The organism is Vibrio sp. 03_296 (genome assembly GCF_002265885.1).
Genome location: NZ_NPKW01000070.1, coordinates 137,954 through 158,111, shown reverse-complemented (window position 1 = coordinate 158,111; position 20,158 = coordinate 137,954). Strand labels below are relative to the sequence as shown.

Below are 20,158 nucleotides of genomic sequence, written 5' to 3'. Positions count from 1 at the left end.
AAGAGGCGATTTCATCGCCTCTTTTTTATTTTGCTACGATAGCGATTATCCGCCATCTGCAATGCGCTCAAGAGCTTCAATTCTGCGCCATTGTTTTGCGTCGAAGCTGCTTTCTCTCAACATTGTGATTTGTTGGCGCTTTTGCTCATCGCTCAAGCCGAGGTCATCAAGAATTGTGTTACGTTGCTCTAAGTAATGTTGAAAAACGCGATCAAACTCGGCGCGATTTTGGTCCAACACTTCCAGTCGCTGTGCTCCAGGCTCGCCCACGAGTTCCACTCGCTTGAGATAAGTGGTTTGTGCATCTTCTCCTTGCGCTAATTCACTCATCAATCGGCGGTTGGCGTCACTTTCTTGAACGTATTCCGGTTGCAGTGCCAAATGATCACGCCAGAGCTGTTTCTGCTCTTCTGCTGAATAGCCCTGTTCACTCAAGCGCGCTTTTTCCAGAGCAAGCGCCCTTAATTGGTTCTCCTCGCCAAAAATCAGGTCGATTTGTTGCGCTGAAAAGAACTCTCGCTGTAAATCGAGTATCACTTGATGCAAGGTTTCTAATGAGGTGATGTCTGAATCCGTTATTTCAACGTCTAAATCTGCAAGAGCTCGCTTGTAGCGAAGGTAAAGTGCGAATAACTGCTCATCCAGCTGCAATTCGCCTAACACCCCTTCTTCGCTAACCACATCTTGTGTTATTGCCTGCAAAGGTTTTTCACCTAGCGTGGAGAGTGAGTAGTCCAAAAAGGCTTTGGGCGACGTGTTATCAACGAGAGTATCGTGCTGAGAAGTGGCACGTATGTCTTTTTCCACCACAGGCTCCGAAGGTAAAAAATAGACCGCACCGAGGCTCCCCAAGGCGATCATGATAATGGTCAGTGCGGTCTTTTTCATAGTGTTACCTCTAAGGCTACAGTCCTTGTAGTTTCAGACGATTGGCGTGCTGGCGATAAAGGGTGACGGGATCCGTTTCAAACAAATGATGAATACCCAGCAGGCCATTGATCTCATCTAAGTGATTCATTTTGTAGTCGTCACGAATCACTTTACCCAAATGGGTACTGCACGCGCCAACAAGGCCATCGTTCGCTTCACCACCGAACGCCAGACCAAGAATGGCCATTGGTGCATCGGCGGGATCCAAAACATTGGTATAGGTGCTCGAACCCGTCCACGAGTAGTAATAGACGCCATTGCCAGCCAACATCTCACCCTCGCCGCACTCGGTTTGAGGCACTCCCTCTGGGTAGAATTGGTTAAAGCGCAATGAGCCTTGTGTTGTCAGTGCATCCAGCGACGCGAGCGGATCTTGATCCAAGCCACTGCCCCCAGATAGTAGCCCAATCAGACCGCTAAGCCCCTCCGCGAGTTTCACTGCCAGTGCTTCGGTGACCGAGCCTTCGGAAACATGACCTCGGACTAAGTCCGCCACTTTAGAGCCCTTATTGACCCCACCAATACTGGTTACTGACGCCACGAGATCAGGCCGAACAGAAGCAACATAGCGAGCCGTCGGACCACCATGGCTGTGACCAATCAAATTGACCTTTGCTGCGCCAGTGGCTGCCAACAGCATTTCCACTTGTGACAGGAGCTGCTCACCACGCACTTCGCTGCTGTTGGTAGCAGAGACTTGCGCGACATACACCTTGGCACCATCTTTGGTTAAGGATTCAGGAATACCATAGAAATAATCCACGCCCGCCAACTTATCAAAGCCAAACAGACCATGGACTAACACGATAGGATAACGCGTTTGCGTATACCCCGTTTGATTGAGGGATGAGGTGCTGGTCCCTGCGAGGGCAGCAGCACTCATACACCAGAGAGCAGCGAACAATATTTTCCGTTTCAAGTTATTTTCCTTCTACTAATCGGACCTCTGAGGAGCCAATTAAAGGTAGAAGGGAAATTCAGCGAAAGTGGCATTATTAATTAACATTAATTTAACATTCGTGAGCCTATCTTACAGTTCAACAAGAATGGTAAACATCACACGATACCGCACAAAGTAAGGTTCTGTTTTAATTAGCTTTTGCTAAATTTTGGTAATCACTTCACTCTTCACGGAGTTCGCAATGAAGCAGTGCTGGTGTGCTAAGTGATGCAGTTTTTCCAAAGCTTGTCGATCAGGCTGCTTGTCACCGGAAAAGCGGATTATTGGTCGTAAAATCACTTTGGCCACCCACATTCTGCCCTGCTCATTCTCTTCCATGATTCCCACTGCGTCGTCGATGTATTCGTCAATCACGTAGCGCTGTTTTGCGGCAATACCAAGGAACGTCAACATGTGGCAGCTTGAAAGAGCAGCAACAAACGCCTCCTCAGGATCGACATTTTCCGCCACAGAAAGCGGCAGTGGCACCACATGTGGCGATGCCGACGCCGGTACCTGCACACCCCCATCAAATTCCCACATGTGACCTCGGCTGTATTGATTGTCAGAGAACGCTTCGCTCGCCTGACGCTGCCACACTATTTTCGCTTTGTACTCCGCCATCGTCCCTCCATGAATGGCAAAACTGGCTTTTATGCCAAAATTTTTAATTGGAGAGAAACACTACGCCACTCTCGGTTTCTAATGCAACTCTGTCTTCTTGTAACTTGATGTGCAGCAATAAGCCGTTGAGACGAATGGTGTGATCTTCGTATTTATAGATGCTGGTGTAGCCTTCTTCCCCACCGGGATGGGAATAGAGCGCCGTGCGGGTTTGGGTATCAAACTCAATCACGCTTTGTTCTAGGCAAGAATGGCAACGCGCTGTCTCTTGCTGCGGATATTGCTCGACAAAGACGCGCCCCATGATGTACTTATTGAGCATGCTCTCTTCCATAGGATCAAACCAAGTGTCGTTTGCCCAGACCACCGAAGAAAAAAGCATGACCACCACAACAAAGGTTAAAAATGCAGAATGGATATAAATGGCATGTGTAATTTTCATTGTTTTTCATCTAGTTAGCTTTATAAAAAGATGATTATAGAAAACCCTTTTGATATCAAGACAATCTCGATTCTGATATTTTATGGCCTCATAAGCCAACCAGAATAACGCGGATTGATTCACTTGCTTACTGCGCCAAACCACGCTTTCACGCAGAACTGCGTTACAATAAGCCCATCCTATTCGAGTTTACTGTAAAGCCACATCGCACTTATGTACGACACCCATATAGAACTGCAACACATCTTGTTAGAAGTGAAAGCTGAACGTTGGCACGCCATCGAACGCTTCCTTTTCCCTTATTATTGCTATCAGCACCAATTGCTCACGCGTCAAGGCAAGCCAGATTGGCACTTAGCAAGAGAAAAGTTGCCTCGTTCGGTTTCAGTTGTCACCACTAAGCAATGTGTTATTGAGCCACTTGTGCCTGAGCAGAGCATCGTCGGTTTGCTGAAAGCCCACTGGAAAGACCATGAGCAGATCTCTTTGGTATCGCTGACGTCGCTGTTTGAGCAATGGCTGCACTACGCTGTGATCACCAAAGATGAACAAGCGAGTCTGAAAAAAGCGGGGTTAGAAAACGCCATGCCAAAGGAGTGGTATCAGGATGAACAACCATCGGTAGAAGCACGTTTCGAGAAAGTGGGGATAAAAATAAACCGCTAACAAGTTAGCGGTTTATAGGAACAATTTCGCGTCAGCTTATAGGAAGTGTAGCGTCGCGTTAAGTGAGAATGTACCCACGTCATCTTTGTCCATGGTGTAGTTCATGTAGCTTGCGCCAACAGAAAGTGGACCAAAGATAAAGTATTCAGCGCCCACGCCGTACATGATATCGACACCGTCATCATTGGAAGAAGAAAGACCAGTCACTTCTTTGTCCCATGAGTGCAAACCGCCTTTTGCCCAAATGTGCAGTGGACCAAAATCGATGCTTGGTTTTAGCGCCGCGTAGTAAGAGCTCAACTTGGTGTCACGCTTAGTGCCTGAGTAATCAATACCAAAAGTACCGTGTTGAGTGATACCACCTTCAATACCGATGATAGGTAGAATACCAGTACCTACATGCAGTGAGTAAGACGTGTCGCTTTCGCCTTTGTAGTCAGACTGACCTACACTCGCACCGCCGTAAATCCATGAATCTGCCATCGCAGTTGATGACGCGCCGATAAGCGCTAGTGCTAAAAGAGTCTTTTTCATTGTTAACCTTCTCTTGTTTACTAGTCAGTCATTCAGGTGGCATGGTTTTGCCACCTGACCGACATATCAATATCCGTTATTATAGCGTCTGCAATTTATATGCCTACCGCAAAACAACGTATTAGCAAGCTTCTATAGCGTTTTTTACTCGTTTATCGGAGACCGGATAAGGTGTTCCGAGCTGTTGAGCAAAGAAACTGACTCGCAGCTCCTCGATCATCCAGCGAATCTCTTTCACATTTTCCGGTACCGCTAATCCTTTCGGAATCTTGTTCAATAGTTCTTTGTAGTCTTTGACTACCGACTCAATCTTCAACATATGTAAGCGATCTTTGTTCGGGTCGATAGGCAGTTTTTCCATTCGACGCTCAATCGCTTTCATGTAACGCAAGATATCTGGCAGTCGTTTCCAACCACATTCGGTGGCAAAGCCTTTGAAGATCAGGCCTTCGATTTGCGCTTTGATGTCCGACAGGGCAAATGCCATGGTGAAATCAATCTTGCCTTTGAGCTTTTTGTTGATGTTGAAGGCCGTGGTCAAAATCGTTTCCACTTGCTTGGCGATATCCACCACCGTATCGCCCAATTCTGCGCGCACGTGTTCCTTCAACGCTTCAAATTTTTCTGGCTCCCAAACCAAGCCGCCCCGCTCTTCAATCAGCTTGTCAACGCCACAAGCAATGCAGTCGTCAATCAAATCAAGCACTTTGCCGTACGGGTTAAAGTACAAACCCAGCTTCGATTTGTTTGGCAAGTTTGCGTGCAGATACTTAATCGGCGATGGCACATTCAACAAAATCAAACGGCGTTGACCGGCCTGCATCGCACTGATCTGCTCTTGCTCGGTTTCGTAGAGCTTGATCTCGACGCTGTCTTTGTTATCGACCAGCGCAGGGAACGCCTTAACCTGATAGCCGCCGCGTTTCTGCTGATATACCTGTGGCAACTCACCAAAGCTCCAAGTGTGTAAACCTTGTTGCTCGATATCGTCATCCGCCACTTTTGATAAGGTTTCTTGTACCTTCTCTTTCAGGCTTTCTTTTAGCTCATGGAGATCTTTGTGCTCTTTCAGTTTACGATTTCTTTCATCAACCGCACGGAAAGTCACTTTCAGATGGTCAGGAACTTGATCCGGTTTCCAATCTTCACGCAGCACCGTCGCCCCTGTCATACGGCGTAGCTCTTTCTCTAAAGCATCGAGCAACGGCATTTCCATTGCAGTGACGCGAGACAAGAATGCATCGGCGTAATTTGGCGCAGGCACAAAGTTTTTGCGCAGCGTCTTCGGTAGCGACTTAATCAAGCTCACCACCAATTCATGACGTAAGCCCGGGATTTGCCAATCGAAGCCCGCCGGATCAATTTGGTTCAAAATCGGCAATGGAATGTGCACCGTGACGCCATCGCTGTCGTCACCCGGTTCAAACTGGTAGCTCAACTTGAGCTTCAAGCCATTCTGATGCCAGAAATTCGGGTAATCCAAATCCGTTACGTGGCTTGCATCGCCTTTGAACAGCATCTCTTTTTCAAAGTTCAGCAATTCAGGCTCTTTCTTCGATGCTTGCTTCCACCAGGTGTCGAAATGGCGGCCAGAGACCACTTCCGTGCCAACGCGTTGATCGTAAAATTGGAACAGCTCTTCATCGTCAACCAAAATATCGCGACGACGAGATTTGTGCTCCAGCTCTTCCACTTCGAGTAGCAATTTACGGTTTTGTTTGAAGAAGGCGTGTTTGGTTTCCCAATCGCCTTCCACCAGCGCACTGCGAATGAAGATTTCACGACTCACTGATGCATCGATATTGCCGTAGTTCACCAAGCGCTTAGGCACAATCGGAATGCCATAGAGCATCACTTTTTCGTACGCCATCACGGCTGCTTGCTTCTTCGACCAATGCGGTTCGCTGTGGCTGCGCTTAATCAAATGCTTCGCCAATGGTTCAATCCATTCTGGCTGAATTTTGGCGATAATTCGGCCCCACAGTTTCGAGGTTTCTACCAGCTCTGCCGACATCACCCACTTTGGCTGCTTCTTGAAGAGACCTGAACCAGGGAAAATATGGAAACGGGCATTGCGTGCACCGTGATACTCATTTTTCTCCTGATCTTTCATCCCAATATGCGATAACAGGCCAGTCAAAATTGCGCTGTGCACCGCATCGTAAGAGCCAGGCTCACTATTGAGCTTGAACTCCATCTCACGCATCGATTGATGGATCTGGAAGTAAACATCTTGCCACTCACGAACACGCAAGTAGTTGAGGTAATCGTCTTTGCACTGACGACGGAACTGGTTACCCGACAATGCTTTTTGTTGCTTCTGAATGTGATTCCACAAATTCACAAAGGTGAGGAAATCAGAATCTTCATGGTAGAAGCGACGATGCTTATCATCTGCCGATTGCTGTTTGTCTGACGGTCGCTCTCGCGGATCTTGAATCGACAAGGCCGCCGCAATGATCATGACTTCTTTCAAACAACCCAATCTTGGCGCTTCCAATACCATGCGCGCTAAGCGAGGGTCAATCGGCAAACGAGCCAACTGCTTGCCCACTGCGGTGAGGCGTTTTTTCGGATCTTTGGCATTGCTGTTGATGGCGCCCAACTCTTCAAGCAAGCGCACACCGTCAAGAATGTTGCGTTTATCTGGCGCTTCAACAAATGGGAACGCTTCAATATCGCCAAGGCCCAAAGCTGTCATCTGCAAGATAACCGACGCTAAGTTGGTGCGCAGAATTTCAGGATCGGTAAACTCCGGACGTGAATTGAAATCGTCCTCAGAGTAGAGACGAATACAGATACCCTCTTGCACACGACCACAACGACCTTTTCTCTGGTTAGCACTGGCTTGAGAAACTGGCTCAATGGGCAGACGTTGTACTTTGGTGCGGTAGCTGTAACGGCTAATACGTGCAGTACCTGGGTCAATCACGTACTTGATGCCCGGCACGGTTAATGAGGTTTCAGCAACGTTGGTCGCTAAGACAATGCGGCGGCCAGTATGCGGCTGGAAGATTTTATTTTGCTCGCCCGCAGAAAGACGCGCGTACAGCGGCACAATCTCAGTATCTTTAAGCTTACGTTTGGCCAGCGCATCCGCGGTATCGCGAATTTCACGCTCACCATTCATGAAGATAAGAATGTCGCCTAAGCCTTCGTCGCACAGCTCGTCAACCGCGTCAAAGATGCCTTCAAGTTGGTCACGATCGTCTTCGGTTTCCCCCCCTAACGGACGGTAGCGCGTTTCCACAGGGTAAGTCCGTCCCGACACTTCAATGATCGGCGCGCCGCCAAAGTGGTTGGAGAATCGCTCTGGGTCAATGGTTGCCGACGTAATGATGACTTTCAGATCAGGACGACGTGGCAGCAACTCTTTTAAATAACCCAAGATAAAATCGATGTTTAGGCTGCGCTCGTGCGCTTCATCGATGATGATGGTGTCATATTGATTGAGGAAACGGTCGTGTTGGATCTCGGCCAGCAAGATACCGTCTGTCATCAACTTAATTTGCGTATTTTCAGAGATTTGGTCGTTAAATCGAACTTTATAGCCGACAAAATCACCCAATTGAGTTTCCATCTCTTCGGCAATGCGATTGGCCACCGAGCGTGCCGCCAATCGACGTGGCTGCGTATGGCCAATCAAGCCAAACTTACCACGGCCTAATTCGGCACAAATCTTAGGTAACTGCGTGGTTTTTCCTGAGCCCGTTTCACCCGCCACAATCACCACTTGGTGATGAGCAATGGCATCTGCAATGTCATCTTTCTTCTGACTCACAGGCAGGATTTCTGGGTACTCAATTTTCGGTTGATGGCGGCTGCGCTGTTCCACTTCCATCATCGATTTTGCGATGTCTAGTGCGATCTCATCAAACACTGCGTTGCGGGCCGATTCTTTGTTAATTTTACTGGCACCTGCAATGCGCTTACTCAGACGAAAGCGATCTTTGATCAAACACTGACTGAGCGCCTTGCGTAATGACGCGGCGCTGTTTGCTTGAGCCTTTTGCTCAGAAGCATGGGATTCTGTATTTGGCTGTGACGAAGTCAAAGCATTTCCTATTATTTTCATGGGATAAAACTGCGCGGATTGTATCACAGGGCGGCGCATTCCGCGAAGCGTGTAAGGCGCGTGATGCAACAACTCATTTACAGCACAAATCAATAGCAAAAATCAGATTTGAAAATACTATGAAACATCAAAAATCAACTGCAATTAGAGCAAAAGATTTAATCGTGACATTCCACCAGAATTTGCAAATTCGTTGTCAATTTACAAGCCAAACTACTAATTTGTAAGAATTTTCCTTCAATAAAATTGTTTTATCTCGAAGTACTATTTCCTTCGAAACCAAGCTCATTGGAAAGTGAAACAATAAGGAAAAACCATGTACAGAAAAACCACAACACTTGCCGGCTTGATGCTAACGGTTGGGTTCGCGTTGAATCCGATCTCTGCAGCATTGGCGGAAACGGTGCAAATCGGCGTGCAAGCGCCTTCGGAAAGTCAATGGTGGAGCACTTATCGCGTGCAAGTGAGCAACGCCGGTGATAGCCAAATTGAGATGCGTGAATCGAACATAGAGTTTGTTTTGCCTAGTGCGGTCAACGATGTTCAATGGGCGTCAGAGCACCTTTCTTACCCAAGCAGCGCCATCACTCATCAACCCATCCAAGGTGGCGTAAGGCATATCGTGACGTTTCAATTTCCTCAAGAGGATTGGGTCAAAACCACTTTGCAAGCCAATCAATCGTTTCAGTTGACCATAGGTTACAACGGGCAACTGAACGATTTGGCCCGATTTGAACAGAGCATTAAATTCAATGGCGACGGGGGCACTCTTCCTCCAGTGGATCCTGAAGTTGAACTCACCATTCTTGCACCTGTTGAAGGTGCCACGCTAACCGTATCAGAACCGACTTCTATCTCCATTTCTCTCTCTGGTCCTGCAGACAAAGTGGAGTTTTGGGCCGAAAATCGTCGACTTGGCGAGCAAACAGTGGACGAAAACACGCAGGAATATCAGCAAAGCTGGATACCTAACACCACAGGTACGCAGACTGTCACCGCGCTGGCGTTTGACCACGCAGGTAAACAGTTGGAATCACAAAGCGTTTCGGTTTCCGTCATTCCCGATCACCAGTACAGTGCGCCAGAAGTTCGCTTCCTGACACCACAAAGTGGTCAGAGCTTTAAGAAAACAGAACGTATTGCCATTGCGGTTGAAGCCTTTGATGCTGATGACGATTTAAAGAGCGTCACCTTAGATGCCAATGGCGTGGAGATTTGCCAATTTGAACCTGCCGAAAGCACGCCTTTCGAATGTGAATGGCAGCCTGTCAATGCTGGTAGCGTGACGCTTTCGGCCACCGCAGTTGATGAACAAAAACTGCAAAGCGTGGCGCAAGTGAGCATCTCCGTGACCGAATCCAGTAACAGTTGTGGCGATGTGCCTCGCTATCAAGATGGCGTCAATTACCAAGTGGGCGATCAAGTTACCAATGTCGGCGAGATCTTCTCTTGTAAAGTGTTTGGCTGGTGTGGCAACCCTGTATGGGCACCTGGAACCGGACACCCTAGCTACCCAGACGCTTGGAAAGATGCCTGGGATCAAGTTGGTCAATGTGACCCTAATTACGCACCTGAAGTCGATCTGCTTTCACCATCGAATGGCGATCGCCTCACACCAAACCAACCATTTGATGTCGTGTTAACTGCGACTGACGAAGATGGTGATATCGAAAAAGTCGAGGTGCTACTCAATGGAAAAGTGGTTGCGACCGCTGACGGCCAACAAGATGTCGACGCTTATCGCCTCACCGTGGCGGGACAAGCAGAGGGCATGTACCAATTGACGGCGATGGCCTATGACGACAAAGGCGCGAGCAGCGAAACGTCACCGATTACTGTAGCCATCACGGATAAAACATTGGTTGTAGGGCTCACCTCGCCAAGCGACGGTTCGGTCTTTACCCAAGGCCGTGCGATTACATTGACCGCCGATGCGTCCAGTTTTGTTGGAGAAGTCACGCAAGTGCGTTTCTACGCCGATGATCTGCTGATTGCGACGGCAACACAAAGCCCATACCAACATGAGTGGTTAGGGGCGCAGCTTGGTCAACATCAGCTTTACGCCATTGCGACGGATTCCAAAGGCAACGAGCAAACCTCGGTGGTTTCTCATATCGAAGTCAAAGAGGCCAAGCCCGATACTGGCTTACGTGACAACCCAGATCGCAGCATCACCTATCTCACCTCTTGGGGTTTAACGAACATCGAAGAGCTTCAACGCTCTCAGGGGGATGCTTACTTCCTCTCCTTTGGTAAATGGGACAGCGCTGGCAATATCCAAATCAGTGACGACATGCTAACCCCAAGCTACAACTCAGATTGGATGTCACCAACGTATCAATCGTGGACGGAACTCAAACATGCCCAGCCACGCAAAGCGATGATGGTGGCCTTTGGCGGTGCGACGTACGAAAGCATGTGGAATGACATGGCGACTGAGCAAGGTCGTCAGAATATCGCCAACAGTTTGGTGAAACTGATGAACCAGCCTTACCCTGTTTACAAACGCAATTTGAAACCGGAAGAGATGGTTGGCGAGTGTTTGGCAACGGATTGGAGCGGCCAATGTGACTACAGTAAATATCAGCTCGCAGGTTACGTTTCGATTGATGGTATTGATTTCGACTACGAGACGACCGCGCGATTGACCGAACAATCGAATCGCAATTTGGAAGACCTGATTCAACGTATTCGTGCTCAAGTGGGTGACAGCAAGTTGCTCTCACTGACCACCTATCACGTCGGTGCCGATCCGGAATCGTGTTCAAACCCTGCCGTATATGACGACTGTTCATTTATTGAACCCGCCCGTTCGATTCACCACGGTGAAGTGATTTCTTTGCTGCAAAACACCAAACAGAGCATCGATTTCTTCAATGTGATGGCCTACGACGCTGGCGAAAACTTCCGATATGACGTGGCAATGGCAAACTACGCTAAGCACGTGGGCGATCCGTCGAAAATCATCCTAGGGGCGACCATCAATAGCCAGTGGGGACCAAATGGCCGCTTTGTCGAAACGCGTGAAAACAATATCGAGCGTGCTCGTTGGCAAAAACAGAATGGCTACGGTGGCTTCTTTATTTGGACATTAGGTTCCAATACTGAAAGCCTCTCAATGGCAGAACAAGTGGATTACTTTAATCAAATGATCGAACAAAACCAGTAATTCCCTGCCTCCAAGAGCCGCGTTGCGGCTCTTTTTCTTTCTTCCTTTCGTGCATCCCCCACGGCTACATTAGCAATGACTCATTCAGTTTTTTCGAATGAGATGAGCAAATTTCGACGCTTCATCCCCAGCCTCGGCCCGATATAATGGCTCCATAGTTTGAACACTCATTGAAGGAATTCATTATGTCTCGTTTACTGGTATTAAAATCAAGCATCCTTGGTGATTACTCTCAATCAAACAAACTGGTTGACGAGTTCATCAATAAATTCGACCAACAAGACGTTGTCGTTCGTGATCTGGCCCAGCAACCATTGCCTGTTTTAGATTTCCAAGTAGCGACAGCATTGCGCGCAAGCGGTGATTTAAGTGAAGCGCAACAGGCTATTGTTGATCTTTCTGACCAACTGATTGCCGAAATCAAACACGCTGACACCTTAATTATTGCTGCCCCTATGTACAACTTCACCGTCCCGACCCAGCTTAAAAACTGGATCGATTTGATTGCTCGTGCTGGCGTTACCTTCACTTATACCGAGCAAGGTCCGAAAGGACTGATCGAAGGTAAGAAAGCGGTTGTTGTAACGACTCGTGGTGGTATTCATAAAGACGCAGCGAGTGACATCATCACTCCATACCTAAAAACCGTATTAGGGTTTGTTGGTATCACAGAGGTTGAATTTGTTTACGCTGAAGCACTCAACATGGGTGAAGACTTTGCCTCTAAAGGCTTGGCTTCAGCAAGTGAGCACCTTGCTGCGCTAACTGCTTAAGTACGCCAACAGCTTAAGTCATAACACCCGTACCGATTCCACTGCCTGGCACACCAACGGATTGAACGCACCTTGCCCACTTCGTGCCAGTTTGTTTGCGCCCTCACATGATGTGAGGGCTTTTTTCATCACGTTTCTACCCTTGCGTTACTCGATCAATGAACTGCTGATCACTTGATCGGCGATCTGCTCAAACACGCGCTCTACACTAAACAAACTCGCCACATGATAAAATTCCGGCCCAGACGCGCACGACTGCATCAAGCGCTGACTCGCTGCACCACCAAAATTGATGGTGATGACTTTTACATCGCGGCCCGGTTGCTTGAGCTGGGTACAAATCAATTTCATTTTTTTATCGCGAAACGCAGGGTCGATTAAATGGTTGCCATCGGAGAACATCACCAAGTACTTACTGCTGTTTTCATCACCGTAATGCCGGGGCAACTGCGGGCGAGAAGCATCCCAAATCCCCTGCCAATACGGCGACAAAAGGCGCATCGCCCAGACCATTCCTTCCGCATTATTGGTGTTCATGCCTGGGACTAAACGCTGAACCGTGGATTCAAAGTGCCTCCGCTCGGTAATAAATGGCACAATCGGGTTCACGTGGCATTCAATGTCATCAAAAATCGCCTTATCTTCATGAAATGGTCGATAGTTCTCGCGCGTGTTGGTTGATGGATAGACAGCGGGATCCAAAGGCGTGCCATCGTCAAAAACCGAGACCCCCGGTTTATGCATGGGGCGAATTATCCGCTTAGAGTTGTTGTTTGCGAACTGAGGCTGCTTCTCCAAATTGCGAAAATAGCGCAAACCGAGTGTGCCCGGATTGTTCCCCTCGTACTCCAAATCGCGACACATGGCATTGCGTTTCCTCCCAGGTACTGCAGGCGCACGGCCGTTGCCTCGGTCAAACATGTCACTCCAACCATTTTCTCGTTTGACTTGCGCATGATTGTAGCGGCGAAAAGCGCCAAGATAGATCTCCTCCATTGGGCCAGTGTTCACATTTCCTGAAGCGGGCACAATACTCACCACATAATTTTGATTGCGATTGCCTCGCGAATACAGCTTATCGGCAAAGGCCAGCAACGCCTCTTTGGTTTTTGCCATCGGCTCGCCGGACATGGAGTTTGAAACATCCAGCATAAAGACAATTTCCGCTTTATTGCTGCTTACACCGGCTTTGGCATTAGCTGAAATTGGCACAATTTCGGAGGCAGCTACATTGAGTGAGTTGGGCACAAAATCGAGCTCTACTTGTAAGTTTTCTTCTTGTTCATCGCGCTGATGTGTCAGACGAACGTCTTGCATAAAGGGGCTCGCAGCGCCTGAACTGAGGTTTGCATTCAGTAGTTCAACAGCGGTCGCTTCTGGCACTTCGCTAATAATCGCGGAGGCGAGTGCCGCATCTGTAGCGTTGGCGACTTGGTTGTGCACGCTGTAAATACGCATCACATCCGTCACCCAGGCGGCAAACACCAACATGCTCACTAACATCACCAGCATAAAGACGGAAATACCGCCAGCTTGCTTGCGCATCCTATCTCCTTTTGTAAATCGCATGACTGACGAGGGCTTGTTGCTCAGAAAAGAGCACCCACCAATGGGATAAAAGCTGTTTTGGTGCTAGCTGATAACAGACACTGACCAGCCAAAGGTCCACCTCGCTTAACTCAAACTCAGCTTGAGGGGGTTGGCACGCCCCTTCTGCCGCTGCAAACGTATTTTGCTCAGAGAGGAACTGAACATTCACCCCCAGCACAGAACCTGGCTTTGCCATCAATTGCTCGGCTTGTTGCAAGTAGGCAGGAATCCACACGCGCAGCTCGTTTCCATCTTGAATATCTTGCATAGAGACAGCTCGAACTAAGGTATGGCTGATCTCTTGCACTTTGTCGTTACTGCGTATCAACGTGGTGAGGTCCATAAAAGCCAGCACCATAAGCAGAAGAAGAGGAACAAACATCAGCGCTTCAATCGCCACACTGCCCGATTGCGTTCTGCGCTGGGTACTCTTAATCAGTTTCAAATGCTTTCTCCGGTATTAAGGCAATGTGATTGCGGTAGCGATAGACCATCTCTTGATCCGTTAATAAGGGAATGGCTAACGGAGGCAGCTCGAGAGAAACCGTAATGACGATAACCCCATGCTGCAACTGCCCCTGTTGCACCGTTTCTCTCTGCGCGGCACCAAGCCACTGAGCGATTGAGGCAAACAGTTGGGGTTCGATATTGGCATGGCGAGCCAAATCCGGACTGTGCAACTGGAGCTGTTGTGAAAAGTGCTCAATTAGCGCATTTGGGTCCGCGACCTGTTTCAGTTGAGTTGCGCGCCTCGCTTGCTGAATCGCATGGTCAAGCGCAGAAAAATGCCACTGCACCCGTCCCACTTCAAAAAACAGCACCACTAGGGCGAGCAAAACCGGCATGATCAGCGCGGCTTCGACACTGATACTGCCTATTTGACCTTTGTGACCTTTCATTGCAATCGGCTCAACTGCTGCTTAAGGAGCGCAATATCTTGCTCCGCTTGTTGCGATGACATGCTGTGAGTGAGCAACTCAAAGGCTTGTTGTTCCTCATCTTGTGCCAACAACACTAAGGCATAATGCTGCGTGACGAAATCCGGTACGCGATTCCCCTTCATTAAGGGCTGCAACTGCGATTGTGCAAGTTTGAACTTCCCTTGAAGCAGGTAGTGAAATGAGAGGTTAACGCGAAAGCTTTTGCTGTCTGGCTCCAGCTCAATTGCACGCAGAAAATGCTTCTCCGCTTGCTCGGTGAACTGTTGTTCGTCTTTGGTGATGGCCAATAAGTTGTGCAGGCCTGCATGTTGCTCATCAAAGCCTAAGCCTTGCTGCAAATAGTTACTGGCTTGAAGAAGTTCGCCTTGGTTGAGGTAGTGGCGGCCCAATATGAATGCGGCTTCGGCGGCATTGTCTGATTTTTCTAGCAACAATTGCTGCAACTGAGCTTGCGCTGCATGTGGCCTGTCTTCCAGCAGGTCAATGCGAGCGAGCATCAAGCGTGCGTGGACTTCCTCGGGGTAAATCTCTAGCACTTGTTGGTATTTATTTTTAGCCGAATCGTAACGGGCGTATTCAAACGCCGTATCCGCTAGACTATTGAGCGATTCTGCACTCGGTTGTGAAGATGGCGCAGCGCACCCCACAAGCAAAAGGGCAAACATTGATACAAGGAGTTTGTAGGCAAATTTCATGGGGGATTCCTAAATGGGCAGCGCGGCACCGCTGCCCTAACTGATGGTTATGCCAAACTGGTTAATAGCTGGGAGAGAATCGGTGATATCACCATCACCAACATCGGTAACATGATCATGGTCATCTGGATTAAGGTGATCTTTCCGGGCAACTTGCCGGCTTTTTCCTCGATATCCAGTGCTCTTTGTCGACGAGCGTCTTCACTGATTTGTCTGAGTGTGTCCGCCAAAGGTGAACCATATTTTTCTGCCATTGTTAAGGTGGTCGCCAAGGTATGCAGCTCTGGAATGCCCGTTCGCCAACTTAAGTTGTTCAACGCTTGAGTCCGGTCATTAAGCAGATCAAGCTCGGCAGATGTGACGCGAAACTGTTCAGACATTGCACTATGCTGACCTTGCAAGTATCGCGCAACACGCTCAAATGCCCGATTCAATGACAAGCCAGACTCTACACACAACACCAACAGATCAATCGCGTCAGGGGCGGACTGCTTGAGCTTTTTCCGGTAACGATCCGCATTGAGGTTCAACCACCACTCAGGGCCATTCGCGCCCAACACATAACCGACCAAGACCAAGGTCAGTGACCACATGCTGATGATCGCTTCGCCATTCAATGCTTGGCGCCCCAACAACATCGCCGCCACCATCACACCGGAACCAAACTTCGCCAACAAAAGCCATGTTAACGCTTGCGGCTTATGAAACCCCGCGTTGGCAAGCAAACGGCTTAAACGCGCTTTTTCATTGCGTGTTACCCAGTTGTGCATCAACGCATTATCCTGTTGAACAACCGCCTCTTTTCGTTTGATGTAACGCGTTAGACGTGCCTCACGACGCTTACGTTGGTGGGTGTTTTGCAATGCGACAACCGCCATAGCCAATAACATCAACGCACTGAGCATCACGATGATTTGTGCAAGCTCCATCTTTTACCCCTTGAATTTGGTCAGTTGACGAATCAGCAGCAAGCCACTGGTAACACTGAGCACCACGTAGAGCAGAATCCATTGGCCAGTACCGTCACGCAGTAGGTAATCAAAATGTTCCTTAGCAGAACCATACAGCACGCCAATCAAGGCGGGCGGTAAGATCGCCAGCACCTTGGCGGACGTCCGAGATTCCGACGTGATGGTTCGCACGCGGCTTTCCATCAAACTGCGCTCACGCAGCGTTTGACCAAGTTGCTTGAGCATATGAGATAACTTCCCCCCAGTTTCACTTTGCAAACTCAGCAGAGTGGTCAGAAAGCGAAACTCTTGGCTTGGCATCTGCAGCGCGGCGAAGTGCATCACTCTTTCGACACTATGACCCAACTTAAGGCGATCATGCATCGCCATAAACAGACGTTTAGCACTGCCTTGATACTGCTCTGAGAGGGCAAAAAAGATGTCGTGCAAGGGTGCGCCCACTTTGACCGCCCGCTCCATACTGTCGATGATATCGGGCATTTGCGTGTTGAACTCGCTGATGGCGATCTGCTCAAAATGGCGAAGCGCCAACACCGTCATCAACACCGCCATGACGCTGACTAAAAGTAAGGCTGTCGATGCTGCCATGCCTTGTGAGAGCAAGGTAACAAATAACCCAGTGGTCGCCATGACCAAGTACAAGCGGTACTTTTGTAACCGCGCCGCACCGATCAAGGTTTCGATACGACTGTAAAATGCCAGCCATTGCGGTCGCTTTTTCTCCATCACCGCCACTGGTTTAAGATAACGTTCACGCTGTTTCTCACGCTTCGCTTCAACGCGACGCGCTCGCATGAACAATGCGCCCATCGCGAGCCAAATGAACAAAAACAATAGCCAAAGCATGGTGCTCTCTTAACCCCCTACGGTTGAAAACAAGCTTAACCACGCTTTATCCAATGCGAAGTGACGAGCTCGTTCAATCACGCCTTGCGGCAAGATGCCTTGGTGGTAATCACCGCGCCCTTCTTCATCAAGGCGATAGTCAAACAGGGGATGGATGGCGATCTGCCCCTCTTCCAGCCCGCCAACAGCGGAAATCGCAGTGACACGGCGTTTGCCATCGTGCGAGCGTTCAAGCTGCACGACCAAATCCAACGCTGAACTGATTTGCTGACGCAAAACCGCTGATGGGATCTGCTCTGCCCCCATCATCAACATGTTCTCCAAACGCAACATCGCGTCTGCTGGTGAGTTTGCGTGCAAGGTACATAAGGAACCATCATGGCCGGTATTCATCGCTTGCAACATGTCAAAGGCTTCAGCACCACGAACTTCGCCCAAAATGATGCGATCAGGTCGCATTCGCAGGGCATTTTTGACCAAATCTCGCACGGTTACAGCCCCAGTGCCTTCAGAGCTGGCGGTTCGCGTTTCAAGCTGAATCCAGTGAGGTTGAGTGAGTGACAACTCAGCCGCATCTTCGATCGTGATAATGCGTTCATCTTCACTAATGGGCGTGCTCATGGCGTTGAGCAAGGTGGTTTTACCCGCTCCCGTTCCGCCAGACACCAAGATGTTAAAACGACAACGTGCCGCTAACGCAAGGCATTCCGCCATCTCTTCGCTCATACTGCCAAAGGCAACCAAACCGGGAAGATCGTACTGACGTTCAGGAAATTTACGAATTGAGATACACACGCCATTTAGCGCAAGTGGTGGTGCGATGATGTTAACGCGGCTGCCATCTTCCAAACGTGCATCCACTAACGGGGTGGATTCATCTAAACGACGGCCAACTGCGTTTACGATTCGCTGCGCGACATTGAGCAAGTGCTTTTTGTCGCGAAAACGAATATCGGTTTTCAACAACTTGCCATGACGCTCGATGTAGATTTGCTCTGGTCCATTGACAAGAATGTCGCTCACAGACGGATCTTCGACCAAACATTGAATCGGGCCCACACCCAACATGTCGTCACACAGCTGCTCCACCAGCACCGCCAACTCACTTTGGTTGTAAGGCAGCAACTGTTGCGCTGACATTTGGCCAACGGCTTTCTTAATCTCTTGCTGCAGTTGAGCTCGGCTGAGTTTTACGGCTTCTGAGGGCTCAATCAGCTTTTCAAAAGCCGCTTGCGCGGCTTCTGGCATGACGAGTGGGTTACCTCGGGAGGCATGCACCAGTTGAGTTTTGTGACCAAACATTAGGCGATCCCCGCTAGGCGTGTTTTTAGTTTGCCAATCGCTTTGGCCAACTTACCTCCGCGTTTTACCAAAGGTTCGCCGTTGTGCTCTGCCGCTTGCACCGCTTTGCTATCGAATGGCAGATCACTAAATTGTGTGATTGACCACGCTTCAAACAACTGTTTTTCGCTCCAAGGCTTATGCGCTTTGGCGCGGCTCTGGTTCCCTACCAGATGCACATGGTGCAGATACCCTTCGAGTTTCGACAAAATACCATCGGCTCGGCGACCCGCTTGCAGTGAGAAATCGTGAACCAGTAAGAAGTTGTCCGCCGACAGCATGAGATCCTCAACACTTTCAATGAGATAATGAGGCACATCCAAAATCACATAAGCAAATTGCTGTTTTAACTTATTGACGACATTGATTCGCTGTTGCACAGATAACGCCTCCTGCTCCTCTGTATAAAACAGGCTCAAATGATAGCCCACGTTTTGACCAAATTGCTGAATCAGCACCGAATCAACGCGTTCCACTTCATTCACTAAGCGATGAAGGGATGGCTGATATTCCACCCCCAGCAAAATCGGGTGCTGAGTAAAGTTGAGGTTAAAGTCGACTAACGCGACAGAACGATGCTTAGCCAACTCAACGGCTAAATTAGCCGCAACAGTCGACGTTCCGACACCACCGCTGGTACCACTCACCAAATAGACTTGCCCTTGCTGAAAACCTTTCTGTGCATGCACCCCTAAAAGGTGCAACAAACTCTTGTGCAGCGCTGTGGGATCCAGTGGTAATGCAAGGTAATCGGCGATGCCCATCTGCATCAGATGACGATATTCCGACAAGGAAATTTCCTCGCCGAAGAGAATCACTTGGCAGCCCGGAGGCGTCACTTTGGCCAGTTCAGTCAAGCGTTGCAACTCATCACGTTGCACCTGCAAAAGTAAAATGTCGCCACATTGGCGCTGCGCCAAATACTTAATCGCTGCGCTCAGGCTTTGCGTGTGAATTTGGCAATCAAGTTGTGCGATGCGATCCACCACCGACTCAATCACGCTCAGTTGCTCGCCTTTTTGGGCAAACACCATCATCGATTGACGCTTAGTTTCCACTTTCACCTCCTGAACCATCGGTGATCTTCGCTGGGTCTTCGGCAATTCTGACGTTACCTTGGCGCAAACGCTCCACGGCCCCCACTTCCAAGCTGCTTTCGGTAATCAAAAGTGGTGCCCCTTGACGATAATGCTGCTGATTGGCCATTGCCATTTGTAGGCGACGTTTGTGGCGACACTGCGCCTCACTCAACGCCAGATTCGGCTCAAAACGACAAGTTTTTGGGATGAGAGCGACGTCAATCTTCACCCCGATTTCGGTTTGATCCACTTGCTGCCAGCGAACATCCACAGGCAAAGAGAGTGACTCACTCAGTTGCTGCTGCCACTGGGCGAGGCTGTTGTGCGACACCTGCTGAGTGCGAATCAATACCGAGACATCACCTTGCTCAACCCTTTGCTGTGTTGGCTGTAAAAGCTGCTGCAAAGCGGGCAAAACGGCGTCGTGTGAGCTCAACGTCAGTTCACGTTGTTCGGATAGATTCGGCGTTGAGGTACACCCCACATTGAACAGCATCGCAGCTGAAAGCATCCATAGATGCGGTCGTTTGTTAATCATGTTG

General features: G+C 49.1%; 18 protein-coding genes. 3 read left to right on the top strand and 15 right to left on the bottom strand.

Translation table 11 applies throughout. The annotated features are described in order from the left end of the window. Positions 1 to 45 precede the first annotated feature (45 nt). The 4 genes from CIK04_RS09290 to CIK04_RS09275 all read right to left on the bottom strand — a co-directional run bounded on the left by CIK04_RS09290 (position 46) and on the right by CIK04_RS09275 (position 2,936). A complete protein-coding gene (locus CIK04_RS09290) occupies positions 46 to 888 on the bottom strand; it encodes a lipase secretion chaperone (RefSeq protein ID WP_097352735.1) in 843 nt (280 codons plus the stop codon). A gap of 16 nt (positions 889 to 904) precedes the next feature. Continuing rightward, positions 905 to 1,813, bottom strand: a complete 909-nt coding sequence (locus CIK04_RS09285) for a triacylglycerol lipase (RefSeq protein WP_198516118.1) — start codon at positions 1,811 to 1,813, stop codon at positions 905 to 907. A gap of 219 nt (positions 1,814 to 2,032) precedes the next feature. Beyond that, complete coding sequence (locus CIK04_RS09280; protein WP_017421093.1) at positions 2,033 to 2,494, bottom strand: OsmC family protein; 462 nt, start codon at positions 2,492 to 2,494, stop codon at positions 2,033 to 2,035. A 43-nt stretch (positions 2,495 to 2,537) separates the two neighbouring features. Next, positions 2,538 to 2,936 carry a hypothetical protein gene (locus tag CIK04_RS09275; RefSeq protein WP_097352736.1) on the bottom strand — a complete coding sequence of 133 codons (399 nt, stop codon included), beginning with the start codon at positions 2,934 to 2,936 and terminating at the stop codon, positions 2,538 to 2,540. Positions 2,937 to 3,149: 213 nt separating this feature from the next. On the opposite strand from CIK04_RS09275, the gene CIK04_RS09270 reads away from it, so the two are divergent. Beyond that, positions 3,150 to 3,602, top strand: coding sequence for a hypothetical protein (locus CIK04_RS09270; protein WP_053543046.1), 453 nt, complete (start codon positions 3,150 to 3,152; stop codon positions 3,600 to 3,602). 36 nt (positions 3,603 to 3,638) lie between these two features. Here CIK04_RS09270 and CIK04_RS09265 read toward each other — a convergent pair whose 3' ends face one another. Then, positions 3,639 to 4,136, bottom strand: coding sequence for an outer membrane beta-barrel protein (locus tag CIK04_RS09265; RefSeq protein WP_011080213.1), 498 nt, complete (start codon positions 4,134 to 4,136; stop codon positions 3,639 to 3,641). A 121-nt stretch (positions 4,137 to 4,257) separates the two neighbouring features. After that, on the bottom strand, positions 4,258 to 8,190 hold the full coding sequence (gene hrpA, locus CIK04_RS09260) for an ATP-dependent RNA helicase HrpA (RefSeq protein WP_097352737.1): 3,933 nt from the start codon (positions 8,188 to 8,190) through the stop codon (positions 4,258 to 4,260). Positions 8,191 to 8,527: 337 nt separating this feature from the next. Here hrpA and CIK04_RS09250 point away from each other — a divergent pair, with 337 nt between their 5' ends. Both CIK04_RS09250 and CIK04_RS09245 read left to right on the top strand, forming a co-directional pair. Beyond that, a complete protein-coding gene (locus tag CIK04_RS09250; protein ID WP_097352738.1) occupies positions 8,528 to 11,380 on the top strand; it encodes an Ig-like domain-containing protein in 2,853 nt (950 codons plus the stop codon). A 185-nt stretch (positions 11,381 to 11,565) separates the two neighbouring features. Further along, complete coding sequence (locus tag CIK04_RS09245) at positions 11,566 to 12,153, top strand: FMN-dependent NADH-azoreductase (protein ID WP_017421098.1); 588 nt, start codon at positions 11,566 to 11,568, stop codon at positions 12,151 to 12,153. Positions 12,154 to 12,300: 147 nt separating this feature from the next. Here the strand turns inward: CIK04_RS09245 and CIK04_RS09240 are convergent, their stop codons facing one another. From CIK04_RS09240 to CIK04_RS09200, 9 genes are read right to left on the bottom strand one after another with little or no spacing between them, the layout of a single operon-like run. After that, complete coding sequence (locus CIK04_RS09240) at positions 12,301 to 13,698, bottom strand: VWA domain-containing protein (RefSeq protein WP_097352739.1); 1,398 nt, start codon at positions 13,696 to 13,698, stop codon at positions 12,301 to 12,303. Between the two features lies 1 nt (position 13,699). Then, complete coding sequence (locus CIK04_RS09235) at positions 13,700 to 14,188, bottom strand: TadE/TadG family type IV pilus assembly protein (RefSeq protein ID WP_097352740.1); 489 nt, start codon at positions 14,186 to 14,188, stop codon at positions 13,700 to 13,702. Continuing rightward, positions 14,175 to 14,642, bottom strand: a complete 468-nt coding sequence (locus tag CIK04_RS09230; protein ID WP_086467641.1) for a TadE family protein — start codon at positions 14,640 to 14,642, stop codon at positions 14,175 to 14,177. Before CIK04_RS09230 ends, CIK04_RS09235 begins: the two co-directional genes overlap by 14 nt. Next, positions 14,639 to 15,379: a tetratricopeptide repeat protein gene (locus CIK04_RS09225; RefSeq protein ID WP_097352741.1), complete on the bottom strand. Its 741-nt coding sequence runs from the start codon at positions 15,377 to 15,379 to the stop codon at positions 14,639 to 14,641. The genes CIK04_RS09230 and CIK04_RS09225 overlap by 4 nt, the downstream gene beginning before the upstream one ends. Before the next feature lie 47 nt (positions 15,380 to 15,426). Further along, positions 15,427 to 16,308, bottom strand: coding sequence for a type II secretion system F family protein (locus CIK04_RS09220; RefSeq protein WP_097352742.1), 882 nt, complete (start codon positions 16,306 to 16,308; stop codon positions 15,427 to 15,429). A gap of 3 nt (positions 16,309 to 16,311) precedes the next feature. Beyond that, on the bottom strand, positions 16,312 to 17,196 hold the full coding sequence (locus tag CIK04_RS09215; RefSeq protein ID WP_097352743.1) for a type II secretion system F family protein: 885 nt from the start codon (positions 17,194 to 17,196) through the stop codon (positions 16,312 to 16,314). 9 nt (positions 17,197 to 17,205) lie between these two features. After that, the gene (locus tag CIK04_RS09210) at positions 17,206 to 18,498 is read right to left on the bottom strand and encodes a CpaF family protein (protein ID WP_017421105.1); all 1,293 of its coding nucleotides are present in this window, start codon (positions 18,496 to 18,498) and stop codon (positions 17,206 to 17,208) included. Beyond that, complete coding sequence (locus CIK04_RS09205) at positions 18,498 to 19,595, bottom strand: AAA family ATPase (protein ID WP_232708658.1); 1,098 nt, start codon at positions 19,593 to 19,595, stop codon at positions 18,498 to 18,500. The genes CIK04_RS09210 and CIK04_RS09205 overlap by 1 nt, the downstream gene beginning before the upstream one ends. Then, positions 19,585 to 20,154: a hypothetical protein gene (locus tag CIK04_RS09200; RefSeq protein WP_038964610.1), complete on the bottom strand. Its 570-nt coding sequence runs from the start codon at positions 20,152 to 20,154 to the stop codon at positions 19,585 to 19,587. The genes CIK04_RS09205 and CIK04_RS09200 overlap by 11 nt, the downstream gene beginning before the upstream one ends. Positions 20,155 to 20,158: the final 4 nt, after the last annotated feature.